Annotated in this window: 17 protein-coding genes; 9 read left to right on the top strand and 8 right to left on the bottom strand. The window is 67.0% G+C overall.

Going from position 1 to position 17581, the window contains the following annotated elements; genetic code table 11:
- Positions 1-4 precede the first annotated feature (4 nt).
- From SM191_RS15850 to SM191_RS15835, 4 genes are read right to left on the bottom strand one after another with little or no spacing between them, the layout of a single operon-like run.
- Positions 5-304 (bottom strand): proton-translocating transhydrogenase family protein, encoded by a 300-nt coding sequence (locus tag SM191_RS15850; protein WP_307002837.1) that lies wholly within the window; start codon positions 302-304, stop codon positions 5-7.
- A 2-nt stretch (positions 305-306) separates the two neighbouring features.
- Positions 307-702 carry an endonuclease domain-containing protein gene (locus SM191_RS15845; RefSeq protein ID WP_341507030.1) on the bottom strand — a complete coding sequence of 132 codons (396 nt, stop codon included), beginning with the start codon at positions 700-702 and terminating at the stop codon, positions 307-309.
- A gap of 59 nt (positions 703-761) precedes the next feature.
- On the bottom strand, positions 762-1883 hold the full coding sequence (locus SM191_RS15840) for an NAD(P) transhydrogenase subunit alpha (RefSeq protein WP_341507054.1): 1122 nt from the start codon (positions 1881-1883) through the stop codon (positions 762-764).
- A gap of 10 nt (positions 1884-1893) precedes the next feature.
- Entirely contained in the window at positions 1894-2028 is a 135-nt protein-coding gene (locus SM191_RS15835) for an aa3-type cytochrome c oxidase subunit IV (protein WP_307002839.1), read from the bottom strand.
- A 248-nt stretch (positions 2029-2276) separates the two neighbouring features.
- Here SM191_RS15835 and SM191_RS15830 point away from each other — a divergent pair, with 248 nt between their 5' ends.
- Positions 2277-3698 (top strand): sigma-54-dependent transcriptional regulator, encoded by a 1422-nt coding sequence (locus SM191_RS15830; RefSeq protein WP_307002840.1) that lies wholly within the window; start codon positions 2277-2279, stop codon positions 3696-3698.
- 15 nt (positions 3699-3713) lie between these two features.
- Here SM191_RS15830 and SM191_RS15825 read toward each other — a convergent pair whose 3' ends face one another.
- Entirely contained in the window at positions 3714-4598 is an 885-nt protein-coding gene (locus SM191_RS15825; RefSeq protein ID WP_307002841.1) for a bestrophin family protein, read from the bottom strand.
- A 558-nt stretch (positions 4599-5156) separates the two neighbouring features.
- Between SM191_RS15825 and thiD the strand changes: the two genes are divergently transcribed.
- The 8 genes from thiD (at position 5157) to SM191_RS15785 (ending at position 13259) form a co-directional block, all read left to right on the top strand.
- On the top strand, positions 5157-5984 hold the full coding sequence (gene thiD / locus SM191_RS15820; protein WP_341507029.1) for a bifunctional hydroxymethylpyrimidine kinase/phosphomethylpyrimidine kinase: 828 nt from the start codon (positions 5157-5159) through the stop codon (positions 5982-5984).
- Positions 5985-6156: 172 nt separating this feature from the next.
- Complete coding sequence (locus tag SM191_RS15815; RefSeq protein ID WP_341507028.1) at positions 6157-6753, top strand: ribonuclease HII; 597 nt, start codon at positions 6157-6159, stop codon at positions 6751-6753.
- A gap of 337 nt (positions 6754-7090) precedes the next feature.
- Positions 7091-8230, top strand: a complete 1140-nt coding sequence (locus SM191_RS15810) for a site-specific DNA-methyltransferase (protein ID WP_341507027.1) — start codon at positions 7091-7093, stop codon at positions 8228-8230.
- Between the two features lie 113 nt (positions 8231-8343).
- The gene (folP, locus tag SM191_RS15805) at positions 8344-9399 is read left to right on the top strand and encodes a dihydropteroate synthase (protein ID WP_341507026.1); all 1056 of its coding nucleotides are present in this window, start codon (positions 8344-8346) and stop codon (positions 9397-9399) included.
- A gap of 40 nt (positions 9400-9439) precedes the next feature.
- Positions 9440-10201 (top strand): exonuclease domain-containing protein, encoded by a 762-nt coding sequence (locus SM191_RS15800; RefSeq protein WP_307002846.1) that lies wholly within the window; start codon positions 9440-9442, stop codon positions 10199-10201.
- Between the two features lie 65 nt (positions 10202-10266).
- Positions 10267-11766 (top strand): sensor histidine kinase, encoded by a 1500-nt coding sequence (locus SM191_RS15795; RefSeq protein WP_341507025.1) that lies wholly within the window; start codon positions 10267-10269, stop codon positions 11764-11766.
- A complete protein-coding gene (locus tag SM191_RS15790; RefSeq protein ID WP_307002848.1) occupies positions 11767-12210 on the top strand; it encodes a response regulator in 444 nt (147 codons plus the stop codon).
- Positions 12211-12224: 14 nt separating this feature from the next.
- On the top strand, positions 12225-13259 hold the full coding sequence (locus tag SM191_RS15785; protein WP_341507024.1) for a sensor histidine kinase: 1035 nt from the start codon (positions 12225-12227) through the stop codon (positions 13257-13259).
- A 129-nt stretch (positions 13260-13388) separates the two neighbouring features.
- On the opposite strand, the gene SM191_RS15780 is transcribed toward SM191_RS15785, so the two are convergent.
- The 3 genes from SM191_RS15780 to gyrB form a co-directional block, all read right to left on the bottom strand.
- Positions 13389-13874: a DUF1440 domain-containing protein gene (locus SM191_RS15780; protein WP_341507023.1), complete on the bottom strand. Its 486-nt coding sequence runs from the start codon at positions 13872-13874 to the stop codon at positions 13389-13391.
- A 65-nt stretch (positions 13875-13939) separates the two neighbouring features.
- Entirely contained in the window at positions 13940-14701 is a 762-nt protein-coding gene (locus tag SM191_RS15775) for a class I SAM-dependent methyltransferase (RefSeq protein WP_341507022.1), read from the bottom strand.
- Between the two features lie 121 nt (positions 14702-14822).
- Entirely contained in the window at positions 14823-17315 is a 2493-nt protein-coding gene (gene gyrB, locus SM191_RS15770; RefSeq protein ID WP_341507021.1) for a DNA topoisomerase (ATP-hydrolyzing) subunit B, read from the bottom strand.
- Positions 17316-17581: the final 266 nt, after the last annotated feature.

Here is a 17581-nt window from a genome sequence, read left to right as displayed (position 1 = left end):
GCGATCACGAGCGCTTCTCCTTCTTGCGGTACATGGCGAGCATCCGCTGCGTCACCGCAAAGCCGCCGAAGATGTTGACGCTGGCCAGCACCACCGCGCCCAGCCCCAGCCATTTGGCCACCCCCGATCCCGTCGCGCCCGACGTCGCCGCCGCCGCGATCAGCGCCCCGACGATGATGACCGAGGAAATGGCGTTGGTAACGGCCATCAACGGCGTGTGCAGCGCGGGCGTCACCGACCAGACGACATAATAGCCGACGAAACACGCCAGCACGAAGATCGACAGGATCGCTATGAAGTCCATGATCACTCCTCCCCGGCACGGGGAGGGGGACCGCTCGCCGCAGGCGAGTGGTGGAGGGGGGCCGCCGCCAGCGAGACGATCGAAGCGGCAACCGCCCCGGCATCGCGCAGGATTTCAGCGGCTCCGATCCGGATGACCCCGTACCCGTTGTCGTTCAAATATCGGTCTCGCGCGGTGTCGCGCTTGGGGCGCGTCTCAATGCCGTGGATGGCGCCATCGACTTCGACGATCAGTCGCGCCTTTGCACAGAAAAAATCGGCGACATAACATCCGATGGGATGCTGCCGCCGGAAGCGTAGGCCGGCGGGTGAACCGCGAAGCTGCTGCCAAAGCATGACTTCCGGCAAAGTCATGGTCCGCCGAAGTTTGCGAGCCAGCGCAACTTCGGGCCGTGGCATTTGCCGCACGCCCCCTCCACCGGCTTCGCCGGTCCCCCTCCCCGTTCCGGGGAGGATCGTCACGACGCCAACCTCGGGTTCACCACCTGCCCGCCCCGCGTCAGCCGGATCGCGTCGCCGATCTCGGCGTCCAGCACCGGCCGCCCGGCCTCCTTGTCCCAGAAGGCCGCGAGGAAATTGTGCAAATTGCGTGCGAACAGCGCCGACGCGTCCGCCGCCAGGCGGCCCGCCATGTTGCGGTGGCCGATGATCGTGACGCCGTGGCGCTGGACGACCTCGCCCGCCACCGCGCCCTCGACATTGCCGCCGGCCTCCACCGCCAGGTCGACGATCACGCTGCCGGGGCGCATCGTCGCGACCTGCGCATCGGTTACCAGGCGCGGTGCGGGGCGGCCGGGGATCAGCGCGGTGGTGATGACGATATCCTGCTTGGCGATATGCCCGGCGATCAGTTCGGCTTGCGCGCGGCGATACTCCTCGCTCGTCTCCCCGGCATAGCCGCCCGCGCCTTCGCCCTCGATGCCCTCGACACCTTCGACGAAGACCGGCTTGGCCCCCAGCGACTGGATCTGCTCCCGCGTGGCGGAGCGGACATCGGTGGCCGAGACCTGCGCGCCCAGCCGCCGCGCGGTCGCGATCGCCTGGAGCCCGGCCACCCCCACGCCCATCACGAAGACACGCGCCGCCGGGATGGTGCCCGCCGCCGTCATCATCATCGGAAAGGCACGGCCATAGGCGTTCGCCGCCTCCAGCACCGCCTTGTACCCGGCCAGGTTCGACTGGGACGAGAGGATGTCCATCGACTGGGCGCGGGTGATACGCGGCATCCAGTCCATCGCCAGCGCCTCCAGCCCCGCCCCCGCATAGGCCGCCACCGCCTCGCCACGTCGAAAGGGATCGAACGCCGCGACCACCCAGGCCCCCGACGCCGCCCCCGACAGCGTGTCGGCATCCGGGGCCTGCACCGCCAGTACGATCTCCGCGCCCGCCAGCACCTCGGCCCGCGCGCCGACATGCGCGCCGGCCTGTTCATAGCCGGCGTCGGCGATCCCCGCGCCCGCCCCGGCGCCGCGCTCGACCGCCAGCGTCGCGCCCAATGCGATCAGCTTGCGCACCGTCTCCGGCGTGGCGGCGACGCGGGCTTCGCCGGATGCCGTTTCGCGTAGCGTCGCGATGCGCACGCCCATGGCGTCAGGCGATCAGCCAGAGGACGATCGCCACCAACAGGGCGACGACCACCGATCCCCATTTGAGCATGTTGATCAGCAATCCGTAGGTGGCGACATGCGCCTTCATCCCGCCGGTGCCGGTGTCATTGGCCGCCATGATCCTCACCTCCGCTATCGGCCCGTGGCGGTCGGTCCCGCCATCATGACCTTGTATCCAAGCTTATTCACCGGGGCAGAGGGATCAACCCCGAAACGTTCGACTCCAAACCCCGAATCGCGCACAATCGGGCAGTTCAGGGGATGGAAAGACATCTTTAATCATACGGGCCCATCACTGTCCCGATTTAAGGCAGATTTTAACATTGTTGCGCTATAGCGCTGCAAACAGGGGTTATGGGACGAGATATGACGCGCAACGGTCAACGTTTGCTGCTGCTGATCGACGACGAACCTGCGCAGCGGCGGCTGATCGCGGCGTTGGCGCAGCGTGGCGGCTGGCGCACCCTGTTCGCCACCGATGCGGACATGGCGGCCTCCGTCCTGGGTTCGGCGCAGGGGCGCGAACTCGATGCGGTATTGATCGATCACTGGGCACCGGGGGCCGATGCGACCCAGTTGATCGCCGATTGCCACAGGCTGCGTCCCGAACTCCCCATCCTGATGCTGACCGCCAACGAGTCGGTGGAGGGCGCGGTGGCGGCGATGCGCGCGGGGGCAACCGATTTCCTGGTCAAGCCGCTGGCCCCCGAACGGCTACTCGCCGCGCTGGAGGCCTGTGTCGCGGGCCAGACCAGCGGCGAGCTTCGCCCGCTGACCGAGAAGATTCCCGCCCTCCTCGCCTTTGACGAAATCGTCGGCGACGCACCTGCATTCCGCGCGGCGCTGGCCATCGCGGCCAAGGCCGCGCGGGCACGGGTGGCCGTGCTGATCGAGGGCGAGGGCGGCGTGGGCAAGGAATCGCTGGCCGAGGCGATCCACGTCGCCTCCCCCCGCGCGGAACGGGCGATGATCCGGGTCAACTGCGCCGCGACCGCGACCAACCTGCTCGACAGCATCATCTTCGGCCATGAGGAGGGCGCCTTCGCCGGGGCCTTCGAACGTCGCATCGGCAAGATGGTTGAGGCGGACGGATCGACCCTGTTCCTCGACGAAGTCTCGGGCATGCCGCCCGAAACCCAGGCGCGGCTGTTCGACATGTTGCAGACCGGCACCATCGTCCCGCTGGGCGGTCGCCATGCGCGCGAGGTCGATGTGCGCATCATCGCCGCGACCGATGGCCGCCTGCTGGAAGCGGTCGAGGCGGGGCGGTTCCGCGAAGACCTGTATTACAAGCTCAACGTCGTCCATGTCGCCGTGCCCGCGCTGCGCGACCGGGCGGAGGACATTCCCGCGCTGACCCGCCACCTGCTGGGCCGGATCGCGCAACAGCCGGGCCTGCGCGCGCTGGACATCACCGACGACGCGCTGGACCTGCTGCGCCGCTATGACTGGCCGGGCAATGTCCGCCAGTTGCAGAACGCGCTCTTCCGCGCCGCCGTGCTGTGCGAGGGCGATGCCCTGACCCCCGCCGATTTCCCGCAGATCGCCTCCTTGGGCGACCGCCCCTCGGTCGGCAGCGCGACGGTCGGGGCGACGCATAGCGGCGGGATCAACCTGTTCCGCCCCGACGGCAATCTCCGCCCGCTGGAGGATATCGAGGCCGACGTCATCCGACTGGCGATCAGCCATTATCGCGGGCGCATGACCGAAGTGGCCAGGCGACTGGGGATCGGCCGCTCGACGCTCTACCGCAAGCTGGGCGAACTCGGGATCGACAACGCGGCCTGAAGCCCCCCTCCGACCTTACCAGAGCACCCCGTCGACCGGCTTCATCGGTTCGGGCGCGGGATCGCCGATCGACTGGAGCAGATCGATCTCGATCGTCCGGCACATTGCGCTCAGCGGCAGGTCGTGGACCGTGTCGGAGAAGGGGTCGACCAGGTCGTCGCCGATCTGGAGCGCCGCCAGGAACATCAGCCCCGCGATGGACGAACCGACCGGCGTGGCGAAGCCCAAAGTCTCGACCAGACCGATCGGCAGCAGCACGCAGAACAGCCGGGTGAAGAACGCCGGGATGAAGCGATACTGGTTGGGCAGCGGCGTGTTCTTCAACCGCTCCATGCCGCCCTGCGAATTGGCGATGTCGACCAGCACCGCCTCCATCTGCGTCTGCTGGATGGTGTCGATCCACCCCTTTTTCTGCGCGTCGGCGATCCGGCGACCCGTACCGTCGAGCAGGCCGTTGGCGGTGTTGGTCCGCCGGAGCGCAGGCTCCGCCTCACCCTGCGACAGGAAGCGCAGCACTTCGCCGTCCACCGGCTGCTTGCGCAACTGGCAGCGCAGCGCGTTCACATAGGCGATCTGGCGCAGCACGATCGAGCGTTTCAGATCATGCCCCTCGGGATCGGGCAGGAAGTTGCGGGCGCTACGCGCGATATTGCGCGAGGCGTTGATCATCAGGCCCCAGAGCTGCCGCCCCTCCCACCAGCGCTGATAGGCCGAATTGGTGCGGAACCCCAGGAACAGCGCCAGCGCGGTGCCGAACAGGGTCAGCGGTAGCGAGGGCGCCTTGAAGGGCAGCACGTAATAGGCGATCGTGACGATCACATCCCAGATGAACAGCGCCAGCAAGGGGCGCCAGACCTCGGCAATGATGATGCGGGTACGGGGTACGGCATCGACGATCAAATCAGGTCTCCCTCATGCGGTCCGGCAAATGTTCCAGGGCGCAGCAACGCCCCAAATCTTCGATTGGATGCGCGCCCGAAATAATAGTGCGGTGCAGCGAGAAAAGCCCCGGATGCGCCGGGAAACGAAACATTACGAAGATGCCCTGAAACCGGGCGCGGAGGGCGCAGGACGATGATCGGCCAAGTATTTCTATCCTCGCGCTTTCCCAGGGCCGATCGACATTCTGCGATGACTTCTTCCCTCTCCCCTGGACAGGGGAGAGGGTTAGCGGAGCTTGCCAGCTTGCTGGCTAGCGCAGCTTGGGTGAGGGGTTGAGCGAGCCACAGGCTCGCGCGCGCTCCGCGCGCTCACCCCTCACCCAGCTCCGACTAAGCCTTTGCTTTCGCAAAGACCAAGTCTGCGCAACCCTCTCCCCTCTATGAGGGGCGAGGGAAAAGAAGGGCATATTTGAATGTCGATCCGACCTGATCATCAGGAGCAGGAACGGGTTTACAGGCGATTGGGCCGCGCGTGTGACCGCTTGCCCGCTTCCGCCACGACAGGCATGGCGAATCCATGACCGCGCCTCCCCCGCCCCGCATCCTGATCGTCGCCGGTTCCGATTCCGGGGGCGGCGCTGGCATCCAGGCGGATATCAAGACGGTGGCGATGCTGGGCGGTCACCCGATGACCGCGATCACCGCGATCACCGCGCAGAACACGCTGGGCGTGCAGGCGGTGCACCCCGTGCCGACCGATATGGTAATGGCGCAGATCGACAGCGTGCTGGCCGATATCGGCGCGGATGCGGTGAAGATCGGGATGATCGGATCGGCGCAGACCGCCCATGCGCTGGCCGACAGGCTGGAGGCGCTGGACCTGCCGGTGGTGTTCGATCCGGTGATGATCGCGACCAGCGGCTCGGTCCTGGCGGACGACGACGTCATCGCCGCCTTTCGCCGCTTCCTGGCGCTGGCGACCTTGTCCACGCCCAATCTGCCCGAACTCGCGGCGCTGGGTGGCGAGGCGATGGTCCGGCCCCAGACGCGTGCGCTGCTCGTCAAGGGCGGGCACGGCGAGGGGCCGGTGATCGAGGACCGGCTGGTGGAGGCGCATGGCGAACAGCGCTGGCAGCATCCCCGGCTCGACACCCGATCGACCCATGGCACCGGCTGCACGCTGGCGAGCGCGATCGCGACGGGGTTGGGCCAGGGCATGACGCTGGCCGATGCGGTGGACCGCGCCATCGCCTTCGTCCAGGCCGCGCTCGCCGCCGCACCGGGGCTGGGACGGGGCCATGGGCCGATGGGACATGCGATGGGGATGGTCCCCTTCTATCACCTGCTCGCCGCGATCAGCCGCGAAGGCTGGGACGCCGCCGCCTTCGCCGCGCGTTGGGGGTGATCCGATCCTCCCCACTCGTGGGGAGGTGGCAGCCCGAAGGGCTGACGGAGGGGGGCTTCCGCATAGGATGCCTGTTGTGGAACGCCCCCTCCACCATGCTGCGCATGGTCCCCCTCCCCGTGCCGGGGAGGAATCTTGTCGGCACGCGCCCTCCACGATAAAGCCGCCGACCATGGTCGACATCGGTTTTCCCACACCCTTATGCGGCGTGGATGAGGCGGGGCGCGGGCCGCTGGCGGGGCCGGTGGTCGCCGCCGCCGTCATCCTCCCGGAGCGCGATCGCCCCCAGGGCATCAACGATTCCAAGAAGCTGACCGAGAAGACCCGCGCGCGGCTGTGCGCCGAAATCCGCGGCTGTGCGGTGGTCGGGGTCGGCATCGTCCACCCGGAGGAGATCGACCGGCTCAACATCTATTGGGCGACGATGAAGGCGATGACGCTGGCGGTCGATGCGGTGGTGGATAGGCTGGGGTGTCACCCGGCGCATGTGCTGGTCGACGGCAACCGCCTGCCCAAATGGGGTTATGCCGCGACCCCGATCGTCGGTGGCGACGCCAAGTCGCTGGCGATCGGGGCCGCCTCGATCGTCGCCAAGCATGTTCGCGACGAGATGATGATCGCGGCGGCCCAGGAGTGGCCTGCTTATGGCTGGCACAGCAACAAGGGTTATGGCTCGGCGACGCATCTGGCGGCGCTGCGCGAACATGGCCCCACGCCGCTCCACCGCCGCAGCTTCGCGCCCGTGGCGCAATGTTATCTGGACCTTTAAACGCTCATTCCTCCCCAAGCTGTGCTTGGGGAGGGGGACCATCGCCTTAGCGATGATGGAGGGGCGGACGGACTGGCCATGCCCCTCCACCACGCCCTGCGGGCGCGGTCCCCCTCCCCGAGCAAGCTCAGGGAGGATTTTCGGGCTGACCCGAGTCGCCTCAGCGACACCCCACTTCTTGGGGGCAAAGTTATCCACAGCCCCAATATCTGCCACAAAATCGCAACGCACGACCGAATCCGGCGGATTCCCGCGAGTCGCGCGTGCGAATCGCCTCTTGACGACCGACTCCTTCCGGGTGGATGCGAGGGTTCGAGGGTAGAAGGGACGGTTAACGATGGGGGTCATCCAGACGGTAGGAAGGCCGATCGGGACGCGGCCGGTATCGGCGCACCGCGAAAGCGACCTGCCGCTGAACCAGATCCTGATGGGTGACTGCATCGCGGCGCTCCGCTCGCTGCCCGACAAGTCGGTGGACATGGTCTTCGCCGACCCGCCCTATAATTTGCAACTCGGCGGCGAGCTGTTCCGCCCCGATGGCAGTCATGTCGATGCCGTCACCAACGCCTGGGACAAGTTCGACACCTTCGCCGCCTATGACGCCTTCACCCGCCTGTGGCTCGCCGAATGCTACCGGGTGCTCAAGGACAATGGCTCGCTCTGGGTGATCGGCAGCTATCACAACATATTCCGTGTGGGCACGGCGGTGCAGGATCTGGGCTTCTGGATCCTCAACGACATCATCTGGCGCAAGTCCAACCCCATGCCCAATTTCAAGGGCACCCGCTTCACCAATGCGCACGAAACGCTGATCTGGGCGTCGAAGGGCGAGAAGGCGAAATACACCTTCAACTATCGCTCGATGAAGACGCTGAACGACGAAATCCAGATGCGCTCGGACTGGGAATTTCCGATCTGCGGCGGTCAGGAACGACTGAAGAAGGACGGACACAAGGTCCATCCGACCCAAAAGCCGGAAGCTTTGCTCTATCGCATCCTGCTGGCCTGCACCCGGCCGGGCGACGTGATCGCCGACCCGTTCTTCGGCACCGGCACCACCGGCGCGGTCGCCAAGCGGCTGGGCCGCCGCTGGATCGGGATCGAGCGCGAGCCGACCTATTGCGCCGCCGCCATCGAGCGGATCGAGGCCGCCCTGCCCCTGGACGAGAGCGCGCTCGCGACGATGCAGAGCCCCAAGGCGCAGCCCAAGGTCGCGTTCGGGACGCTGGTCGAGAATGGCTATCTCGCCCCCGGCATGCCGTTGATGGACGCCAAGCGGAAATGGCGCGCGACGGTGCGCGCGGATGGTTCGCTTTTGTCCGAATGCGGCCAGGCGGGGTCGATCCACCGGCTGGGCTCGATGTTGCAGAACCGGCCGACCTGCAATGGCTGGACCTTCTGGCATTATGAGATGGAGGGCGCGCTGAAGCCGATCGACGCGATGCGCCAGAACTGGTTGCTGGCGACCCAGCCATAGGGCCCCGTCGCCCCAGCGCAGGCTGGGGCCTTTATCGATTGGAGAAGCGCGGCCTCCAGAGATCCCAGCCTTCGCTGGGATGACGAATGTCTTGAAAGCGATTCCCCCCCGTCATGCACCTGCGTCCCATCCAATTCGTCGATACGCCGGTCGGGCTGGAAGAGGGCAGCGTCGCGCGGCTGGCTGGTGGGATGCAGTGGTTCGCGGCCTATGAGGTACGCGAAGGCGCCACGCGCCGCATCGTCCCCGTCGCCCGGTTCCAGCAGGAACTGGGCGGCTCACCCCGCGCGGAGGCGCTCCACGCCGCCATCACCACCCCTCGCACGCCTTGGGTGATGGGCGAACGCACCCTGCGCTTCGTCCAGCCCCAGGTCGCGGCCATCCTGAACGTCACGCCCGACAGCTTCTCCGATGGCGGCAAGCATATCGGCGATCCGGCGGCGGCGGCGGACAGCGGCATGGCGATGGCCGCCCAGGGCGCCGCCGTCATCGACCTGGGCGGCGAGTCCACCCGCCCCGGTGCCGCCCCCGTCTGGGAAGGCGACGAGATCGCCCGCACCGCCCCCGTCATCGAACGACTGGCGAAAGGCGGCGCGCTGGTGTCGATCGACACGCGCAAGGCCGCCGTGATGGAGGCCGCCCTCGCGGCGGGCGCGGGCATCGTCAACGATGTCGCCGCCCTGCTCTGGGACGACCGCGCGCTGGAGGTGGTGGCCAGGGCGGGCTGTCCCGTCATCCTGATGCACTCGCCCGACCCGGCCAAGGGCGGGCATGGCCGGGTCGGCTATGGCAATGTCCTGACCGAGGTCTTCGACTGGCTGGAGGCGCGGGTCGCGGCGGTCGCGGCGGCGGGCGTGCCCCGCTCGCACATCATGGTCGATCCCGGCATCGGCTTCGGCAAGTCGCTGGCCGACAATCTGGCGCTCATCAACGGCTTGGCCATCTTCCATGGGCTGGGCTGCCCGATCATGCTGGGGGCCAGCCGCAAGCGGATGATCGGCGCGCTGTCCAACGAAGCACCGGTCGATATGCGGCTGGGCGGGTCGCTCGCGCTGGCGCTCAAGGGGGCCGAGGCGGGCGTCCAACTGATCCGCGTCCATGACGTGGCCGAGACGGTGCAGGCATTGCATGTCTGGCGGGGCCTGCGCGACCAGGCCCTGATGGGATAACGCCCTCGCTTTTCGGGGCCCGAAAGCCCACATAGGGGCGATGCTACGCCCCCAGCCCCAGATCATCCGCGTCATCGACCTGGAGACCACCGGACAGGCCCCGCCCACGCACGGCGTGTGCGAGATCGGCTGGCAGGACGTGGCGCTGGGCAAGGACGGCCGCTGGGAACTGGAGGGCGAGGGCGGCAGCATCCTGGTCAATCCCGGCCGCCCCATCCCGCCGATCACGCAAGCCATCCACCATATCCTCGACGAACAGGTCGCCGACGCCCCCTGGTGGCACGATGTCGCGCGCCGCGTGCTCGATCCCTGGCCGCGCCGCCTGGCGCTGGCGGCGCATCGCGCCGATTTCGAGCAGCAATATTGCACCCCGGCCATGACCCGGTCCGCCGACTGGATCTGCACCTGGAAATGCGCGCTGCGCCTGTGGCCCGACAGCCCCAGCTTCTCCAACCAGGTGCTGCGTTACTGGCGCAAGCCCGAGGGGCTGGTGCATGACCGCGGCCTGCCCATCCACCGCGCCTTTCCCGACGCCTATGTGACCGCGCACCATCTGCGCGACCAGTTGAACGAGGCGAGCCTGGCGCAGTTGCTGGAATGGTCGCGCAGCCCCGGCCTGTTGCCGCGCGTCCGCTATGGCCCCGATCGTGGCAAGGACTGGCGCGAGATCGAAGAGGAGTCGCTGATCGGCTTCCTCAGCGATCGCGATCCCGATGTCCGCTTCACCGCCGAAACCGAAATGGCGCGGCGACGGGGCGGCGGCCATGTCGGCCGCCCCAGCCCGCAGGAGTTGCTGCTGTAACTGCTGGCGCAACCACGACTTAACCGGACTGGCGTCGATGCCCGCGCTTCGATAAGGCATGGATCATGCAGGGCGTCGATACCGCATCCACGGCTGAAAATCCGATTGGCCGCATCCTGATCGCCGCCATGGCGACGGGCTTCATCGCGTTGCTCGTCGCGGCGGTGGCGGCGGCTTACGCGATCCGTCAGGGCAACCGGCATACCGACTGGGTCATCCACACCTATCGCGTCGAAAGCGTCCTGACCGAGGCGCGGCGGCTGGCCGAGCAGCAGGAGACGGCGCGGCGCGGCTATATGCTGGCGGGCACCCCGGCCTTTCTCGCCAGCTTCGAGCGCGCCCATGCCGCACTGGTCCCCCGGATCGCCGAACTCCGCCACCTGACCGCCGACAATGCGCGCCAACAGGCACCGATGAACGGCGTCGTCCAGCAACTGGCCCAGATCGAGCGATCGCAGCGCGCGACCAACGAACTGGTCCGCCAGGGCCGTGGGGCCGAGGCGTTGCGCCATTTCCGCGCGGATAGCGGCCTACAGCGAATGGCCGGACTGCGCGCGATCTTCGAGACGATGGCGCAGGAGGAACGCCGCCTGCTCGCGCTTCGCGATGCCGAACAGATCGCCAGCCGCCGGACCTTCTCCATCGTGGTGACGGTGGCGGGGCTGCTCTTCGTGCTGGTGTCGGTGGTGTCGTTCCTGACCGTGCGCCGTTACACCGCCGACCTGCACCGGTCGCGCACCGCGCTGGCGAACCTCAACGCCACGCTGGAGGAACAGGTGCACGAACGCACCGCCGACCTCGCCCTGGCGAACGAGGAGATTCAACGCTTCGCCTATATCGTCAGCCACGACCTGCGCTCGCCGCTGGTCAACGTGATGGGCTTCACGGCCGAACTGTCCGCCGCGACCCAGCCGCTGTCCGACCTGATCGACCGGGCCGAGGCGGAAGCACCGCATATCGTGACCGAGGAGGCGCGCCTGGCCGCGCGCGAGGATCTGCCCGAGGCGATCGGTTTCATCCGCACCTCCACCGCCAAGATGGACCGGCTGATCAACGCCATCCTGAAGCTCAGCCGCGAAGGGCGCCGGGTGCTGGCCCCAGAGATGATCGCGCTGGACCAGTTGGTCGAACAGATCACCGACTCCATCCGTCACGTCATCGACGATCGCGGCGTCACCCTGACCATCGAACGCCCCATGCCGGTGATCGTCAGCGACCGGGTCGCGCTGGAACAGATCCTGTCCAACCTGATCGAGAACGCGACCAAATACCGCCACCCGACCCGCGCTGCCGAGGTCCATGTCTCCGCCTCCGAAACGCCGGGCCGCGTCATCGTCGCGATCCGCGACAATGGCCGGGGCATCGACCCGCGCGACCATCAGCGCATCTTCGACCTGTTCCGCCGCTCGGGGCAGCAGGACCAGCCGGGCGAGGGCATCGGCCTCGCCCATGTCCGCGCGCTCGCCTATCGTCTGGGCGGCACGATTTCGGTCGAATCCCAACTGGGTAAAGGCGCGACCTTCTTCCTTTCGCTACCCCCCACCCTTTCCATTGAAGGCGCCTGAATGAACGACCATCGCTCCGTGGGCATCGTCATGATCGAAGACGATGAAGGCCATGCCCGCCTGATCGAAAAGAATATCCGGCGCGCCGGTATCCTCAACGACATCCGTCACTTCACCGACGGCACCACCGCGCTCGACTATCTGTTCCACGCGCCCGATGGCCCGGCCAAGAACGGCCCGGCGCTGGTCCTGCTCGACCTCAACCTGCCCGACATGAGCGGCACCGACATCCTCGCCAAGATCAAGGAGGAGGGCAGTCCGCTTCGCCGCGCGCCCGTCGTCGTGCTGACGACCACCGACGACAAGGTGGAGATTCAGCGCTGCTATGATCTGGGCTGCAACGTCTACATCACCAAGCCGGTTAATTATGAGAATTTCGCCCAGGCGATCCGCCAATTGGGCCTGTTCCTCTCGGTGATCCAGGTGCCCGAGGTCGAGGGCTGAGTCCCCCTGCCGCGATGCCGAGCACGACGTCCCCGCATATCCTTTACATCGATGACGACGACGCGCTGCGCCGGCTGGTGTCGCGCGCGCTGAGTCGGCACGGCTATACGGTCGCCAGCGCGGCGTCGGGGGCCGAAGGTATCGCGATGGCGGCGCAAGGCGGCTTCGATCTGGTCGCGGTCGACCATTATATGCCGGGCATGGACGGGCTGGAGACGCTGGCCGCGATCACCGCGCTGCCCGATCCGCCGCCCGTCGTCTATGTGACCGGATCGGACGAGGGGCGGATCGCCGTCGCCGCGCTGAAGGCCGGGGCGGCCGACTATGTGGTGAAGACGGTCGGCGAGGATTTCTTCGATCTGCTGTCGGCCAGTTTCGAACAGGTGCTCGACCGGACCCGGCTGGAACGCGCCAAGGCGGCGGCGGAGGCCGAGTTGCGCGCCTCCAACGCGCGGCTGGAGGCGATGCTGAGCGAGGTGAACCACCGCGTCGCCAACTCGCTGCAACTCGTCTCGGCGATGATCGGGTTGCAGAAGGGGGTGCTGGACGATGCGCATGCCCGCGAGGCGCTGGAGGACACACAGCGCCGCATCCGCGCCATCGCCCAGGTGCATCGGCGGCTCTACACCGCCAACGATGTGGAGCAGGTCGATTTGCGCGACTATCTGGGCGCGTTGGTCGAGGAACTGGCCGAAAGCTGGTCGAGTGACGCCTGTCCTCGCACCCTGACCCTGAATGCCGAGCCGATCCGGGTGAAGACCGACCGCGCGGTGTCGATCGGGGTGATCGTGACCGAACTGGTCACCAATGCCTGCAAATATGCTTATCCCGATGGCGGGGGCGAGGTGCGCATCACCGTCCGCGAGGCGGAGGGTCACTGCGTACTGATCGTCGAGGATGACGGCTGCGGCATGAGCAGGAATCAGCAGCCCAAGGGCACCGGCCTGGGTGCGAAACTGATCCGCGCGATGGCCCAGAGCTTGCAGACGACGGTGGAATATGACCCCGCCCATCGGGGCGTGCGGGCGATGTTGCGGATGGCGGTTTAGGGAATTTTTTCGGGGCGTTGTCCCGTGGCCTTCGACTTCGCTCAGGCTGAACGGCTGCTGTGCAAGACCTGAATACCCGACCTCCGTTCAGCCTGAGCGAAGTCGAAGGCCACGCCCCACCCTGTCCTCTCAAACCACCCGCGCCGCCAACCGCCGCACACCCTCCAGCACCAATCCGAACACCGCATGCGACGCCGCGCTATAGCCATGGGTCGCGACCGGCGTATCCTGCGGCGCCGGGCCCCATCCAAAGGCGGGCACCGCGACATCATCCACCACCAGCATCGTCGCCAGCCCGAACGGCACGCCCAGCCCCAGTGCCGCCTCGGGCCGTTCATGGGTGAGCGCGCCATACAGCCCGCCCAGCACCGCACCGGTCGCATAGTGAACCACCGAACCGGCTGTTTCGCGATATTTCTGGGTCACCGGCTCACCGGTCGTCGCCATGGCGAGCGTGTCGGCGGCCTTGATCGTGGAGGGATCGTCATTGCTGCCGCCCTGCCCGAACGCCCCGGCGGCCAGAGCCTGAAACTGATTCATCGCCAGCGAGGCGATCAGCCCGCCGACCACGCCGACGCCGATCGCCCATCCCAGGCCTTGCTTCATCTCCGCCATGCGCCACGCTCCTGTCCCGATCACCCGACAACGGGCCGACCGGGATAGGGTTCAGCGCAAAAGCGTCAGGGTTTGCGGAACTTGAACACGAACTGGTCGGTCCGCCCGCGAATGGCGGGGTCGAAGACGTTCTTCGTGTGATCGTCCTCGGGGTTGCGCAGCACCCGGCTCTCGCCGACGAAGCGGAAGCCGACCGACTGGACCTGGCGCTTCACATAGTCGGGGTCGATCCGGTGGGTCGTGTTGGTGTTGGCCAGCCCCTTGCCCACCGCATCGGCGTGATCGATGATGACATAGGTCCCGCCAGACTTGAGCAGCTTGAACACCGCCTGATCGAAGGCGCGCAGCGCCGGTTCGCCCGCATTCTTGTTGGCCACGTCGTGATAATTCTGGACCGTCCAGAACAGGTCGACCGGCTGGTCGGCGGCGGGCAGGTTCACACCCTGCACCTGTGCGGTGACGTTGGGCAGGTTCCGGCCCTGGAGCGTGCCCAGCGTCCCTTCCGCATATTTCTGCGCCGCGGCGGGCCAATAGGCATAGACATGGCCCTTCGGCCCGACCACGCCGGAGAAGATGCGGGTCCAGTAACCCTTGCCCGGCAGGTAATCGATCACCGTGTCGCCGGGCTTCACGCCCGAGAAAGCGAGGACGGCGGCGGCCTGGCGGCGTTCGTCGTCACCCGCCTGATCGACGCGCGCCGGGTCGGCCAGCGCGGCGGTGATGGTGGCCGGGACGGGAGCAGGCCTGGCCGGAGCGGCGGGCTTTTGCTGCGCCACCGCCATGGTGCCACCCGCCATCAGCATCAGTCCCAGTGCGATCGCCTTCATGCCTGCTCTCTCCTATGTCCTGATGCCATCCTCCCCCACCTCCGTTCAGGCTGAGCGTAGTCGAAGCCCAAGGGATTCGCGTGGCCTTCGACTTCGCTCAGGCTGAACGGAGCGAGGGAATTTACACGTCCAGATTCGCCACGTTCAGCGCATTGTCCTGAATAAACTCGCGGCGTGGCTCGACCACTTCGCCCATCAACCGGCTGAACACCTCGTCCGCCGCCGCGACATCGTCCGAGGTCACGCGCAGCATCGAGCGGACCGCCGGGTCGAGCGTGGTTTCCCACAGTTGCTCGGCATTCATCTCGCCCAGCCCCTTGTAGCGCTGGATCGCCAGCCCCTTGCGCCCCGCCATCAGGATCGCCTCCAGCAACTGGCTGGGCCGTGCGACGCGGGTTTCGCCGCGCGCCAGCGTGGTCGCGTGGCCCTCCTCGTCGGTCGGCACGACATCGGCCGAGGGCTCGGTCGCGGCGCTGCGCAGCGGCACCAGCTTGGCGGCGTTGGTGAAGCTCTCCGCCTGTTCGGCGGCCAGGCTGTGCAGCTTGCGCGCCTCGGCCGAAGCGATGAAGCTGGCTTCCACGATGTGGTGGTCGGTCACGCCGCGCCACAGCCGCTCGAAATGGACGCCGCCATCTTCCGTGAGACGGGCCGACCAGCGCGCCTCGTGATCGCCCGATTCCAGCCGCCGCGTGGTTTCGGAGACGGCGGCCATGCGCTGCTCGCGGGTCAGCACCGGGTCGAGCGCCCCGGCCAGCGCCAGCACCTCGATGATCGAGGCGTCATAGCGACGCGGCACATAGCGCATCAGCGTGCGCATCCGCCGCGCATGATCGACCAGCCCCTTCAGATCGTTGCCCGACCGCGCGCCGCCCGGCCCCTCCAGCACCATGGTCGAAACGCCCGCCTCGACCAGATATTCGTCGAGCGCGGTATCGTCCTTCAGATACACTTCCGACCGCCCCTTGGTCGCCTTGTAGAGCGGCGGCTGGGCGATATAGAGGTGCCCGCGCTCGATCAGTTCGGGCATCTGGCGGTAGAAGAAGGTCAGCAGCAGCGTGCGGATATGCGCGCCGTCGACGTCTGCGTCGGTCATGATGACGATCTTGTGGTAACGCAGCTTGTCCGCGTTGAAATCGTCGCGGCCGATGCCGGTGCCCATCGCCTGAATGAGCGTGCCGATTTCCTTTGACGAGATCATGCGGTCGAACCGCGCACGCTCGGTGTTCAGGATCTTGCCGCGAAGGGGCAGGATCGCCTGGAAATGGCGGTTCCGCCCCTGCTTGGCCGAGCCACCGGCCGAGTCGCCCTCGACCAGGAAGAGTTCGGACTTGGCGGGATCGCGCTCCTGACAGTCGGCCAGCTTGCCGGGCAGGGAGGCGATGTCCATCACGCCCTTGCGCCGGGTCAGTTCGCGGGCGCGCTTGGCGGCCTCGCGCGCGGCGGCGGCATCGATGATCTTGGCGACGATCGCGCGGGCGTTCTGGGGGTTTTCCTCCAGCCAGTCGGCCAGCTTGTCGGCGATCAGCGATTCCAGCGGCTGGCGCACCTCGGACGAGACCAGCTTGTCCTTGGTCTGGCTGCTGAACTTCGGGTCGGGCAGTTTGACCGAGACGATCGCGGTCAGCCCTTCGCGCATGTCGTCGCCGGTCAGCGTCACCTTCTCCTTCTTCAGAAGGCCCGACTTGTCGGCATAATTGTTGAGCGTGCGGGTCAGCGCCGCGCGGAAGGCGGCGATATGGGTGCCGCCGTCGCGCTGGGGAATGTTGTTGGTGAACGCCAAGACATTCTCGTAATAGGAGTCGTTCCATTCCAGCGCGACGTCCATGCCGATCGCATCGCGCTGACCATGAATCGCGATGGGTTCGGGGAAGAGCGGCGACTTGGACCGGTCCAGCCACTTCACGAAGGCAGCGATCCCGCCCTCATAATAGAGTTCGACCGTCCTGGGTTCGTCATGCCGCGCGTCGGTCAGGAACAGGCGGACGCCCGAGTTCAGGAACGCCAGTTCGCGGTAACGATGCTCCAGCTTGTCGAAGTCGAACTCGGTGATCTTGAAGGTGGCCGGGCTGGGCAGGAAGGTGACGCGTGTGCCCTTCTGCCCCGGTTCGGCCTTGCCGACGACCTTGAGCGGGGCGACCGCGTCGCCGTGCGCGAAGCGCATATAATGCTCCTCGCCGTCACGCCAGATGGTCAGGTCGAGGAACTCGGACAGCGCGTTCACCACCGAGACGCCGACGCCGTGCAGGCCGCCCGACACCTTATAGGCATTGTCGTCGCTGGTATTCTCGAACTTGCCGCCCGCATGGAGCTGGGTCATGATGACCTCGGCCGCCGAGACGCCCTCTTCGGGGTGGATGCCGGTCGGGATGCCGCGGCCATTGTCGGTCACGCTGACCGAGCCATCGGCGTTCAACTGGATGTCGATGCGGTCGCAATGCCCCGCCAGCGCTTCGTCGATCGCGTTGTCGCTGACCTCGAACACCATGTGGTGGAGGCCCGAGCCGTCGTCGGTGTCGCCGATATACATGCCCGGCCGCTTGCGCACCGCGTCGAGGCCCTTCAGCACCTTGATCGAGGAGGCGCCGTACTCATTCGTCTGGGGGGTATCTGCCATAGCGAGTATATAGGAATTACGAGGCCCCAAAGGAAGCGAAATGGGAGGGGGCGGCGCCCTTTCGCATGGCCCGGCCAAGGAGGCGTCACACCGTGCCGAATCGGTGCGACCAACACCGAATTCATGGAGTGGAGGGGAGCCCGAAGCGCCGCCCGTGCGCCCCCTTCCCAACATTGTCCGTGACAGAGCATCGATGACCGGCAAGACCCTGATCCTCGCGACGCGGATCTGCCGGTCTCTGTGAGACCCCCTGCCCTCCCCCATCC

Origin of the sequence: Sphingomonas sp. 2378, from assembly GCF_038084995.1 — a bacterium.
Classification (GTDB): domain Bacteria; phylum Pseudomonadota; class Alphaproteobacteria; order Sphingomonadales; family Sphingomonadaceae; genus Sphingomonas.
The sequence above is the reverse complement of the archived record's forward strand: the minus strand, read 5'-3'. Positions and strand labels throughout refer to the sequence as shown.